The organism is Paenibacillus sp. F024 (assembly GCF_057814255.1).
In genome coordinates this window covers 1-412 of record NZ_JBVASZ010000105.1, presented here as the reverse complement: position 1 = coordinate 412, position 412 = coordinate 1, and the positions used below count along the sequence as shown (strand labels likewise).

Here is a 412-nt window from a genome sequence, read left to right as displayed (position 1 = left end):
TCGGAAGGTGCGGCTGGATCACCTCCTTTCTATGGAGTCCATGTCGTCTGCAGGGCGACGGACAAATCTGCAGCGAAGCTGCAAAAGCACTCACTCGTGTTCAGTTTTGAAAGGTGCAATGCCTTTCAAGCTGTTTGTTCCTTGAAAACTGGATATCGAAACAAAGCAATAAATGCTGAATCATTTTCTAGATCTTTAAGATCTTAAACGAAGCGAAGACGAAAGTCGGAGCGTTGGTTAAGCTATAAAGAGCACACGGAGGATGCCTAGGCACCAGGAGCCGAAGAAGGACGTGGCGAACGACGAAATGCCTCGGGGAGCCGTAAGCAGGCTTTGATCCGGGGATGTCCGAATGGGGGAACCCGCGTATCGTAATTGATACGTACTCACTACTGAATACATAGGTAGTGTA

The 412-nt window shown here is 48.5% G+C and carries 1 rRNA gene; it reads left to right on the top strand.

Going from position 1 to position 412, the window contains the following annotated elements:
- Positions 1-235 precede the first annotated feature (235 nt).
- Positions 236-412, top strand: a 23S ribosomal RNA gene (locus tag ACZYR9_RS27580); the annotation flags it as partial.